Here is a 1,012-nt window from a genome sequence, read left to right on the forward strand (position 1 = left end):
AGCATCTAGGTTTAGAAAGCATTACATTCAGGGTACTAAAAAGGTAGAAACTCACGCCTACCTTTGTGCAATAGCGCTGATAGCTACGGTAACAGCCGTCAATACAGCTGAAAGAGAACAAAAAGCAGCTTAATTCTAATCAAGAAAGCACTTTAATTACCAAGGGGGTGGTGTCTGCCTTTTTGTAACTAGTAGTTATTATTTACCAGTAATGCTCCATGCGCTGTCGTTATTTGTTAATCAAAAGCGGTGGTCCAGTTGTTAATTTTTGTTTAAACTTTGATTTTTGAATTATGAAATTCTCTCTGTAGACAAAATGAACAATAATACCTGAGGAATTTAAACGCCGCCCAGTATATTTTCTAAATTGCAACAAAATTCTGAAAAGGTGAGAATTTCAGCAAGTGAGAGTTTGTAAATTAGGATAGGTTAAAAATCCGCACGATAACAAAGAAAGGCAGTTTAAGATGAGCAAAAACTTTATTGCGCATGTGCGTAAGAATGAAGACGGGACGTGGGCTTCTCCGCATAGGCTGTCAGAACATCTAGCAGGAACATCAAATCTGGCAGAAATGTTTGCTGAGAAGTTTGAATCCGGAACATGGGGAAAAGCAGCGGGTTTAGCCCATGATGTAGGTAAGGGCAGGCTTCTGTGGCAAAGTTATCTGCAGCAAAAAAGCGGGTATTATGATGAGGATGCGCATCTAGAAGGTAAAAAAGGTAAATTGCCGCATGCTATACATGGTGCTGAATTAGTCGAATATTTATTTGGCAAAGGAATAGGACGGCTTTTAGCTTATTGTATTGCCGGGCATCATGCAGGTCTACCTGATTGGTCTAGTGCAGAAGGAGCAGGACAAGCCTCGCTTCAGTTCCAGAAAACGCTAGTTAAGGATCTAGGTGATATCAAATCGGGCTTTAATCGATAAGGTTCGAACAGCCAAGCCATCGCTGCCACCATGGAAATTCGCCAGGGTTTGGATTTAGCTTTATGGATAAGGATGTTGTATTC

Annotated in this window: 1 protein-coding gene; it reads left to right on the forward strand. The window is 40.7% G+C overall.

What is annotated here, in order from left to right:
• Positions 1 to 467 precede the first annotated feature (467 nt).
• Entirely contained in the window at positions 468 to 929 is a 462-nt protein-coding gene (locus SSCH_RS06210; protein WP_044664712.1) for a CRISPR-associated endonuclease Cas3'', read from the forward strand.
• Positions 930 to 1,012: the final 83 nt, after the last annotated feature.

This window comes from Syntrophaceticus schinkii (assembly GCF_000946815.1).
In the GTDB taxonomy this organism is placed as follows: domain Bacteria; phylum Bacillota; class DSM-12270; order Thermacetogeniales; family Thermacetogeniaceae; genus Syntrophaceticus; species Syntrophaceticus schinkii.

Bases quoted from the DNA above. Each gene is read 5' to 3' on its own strand.
- SSCH_RS06210 (WP_044664712.1), top strand. From the start codon at position 468: ATGAGCAAAAACTTTATTGCGCATGTGCGTAAGAATGAAGACGGGACG.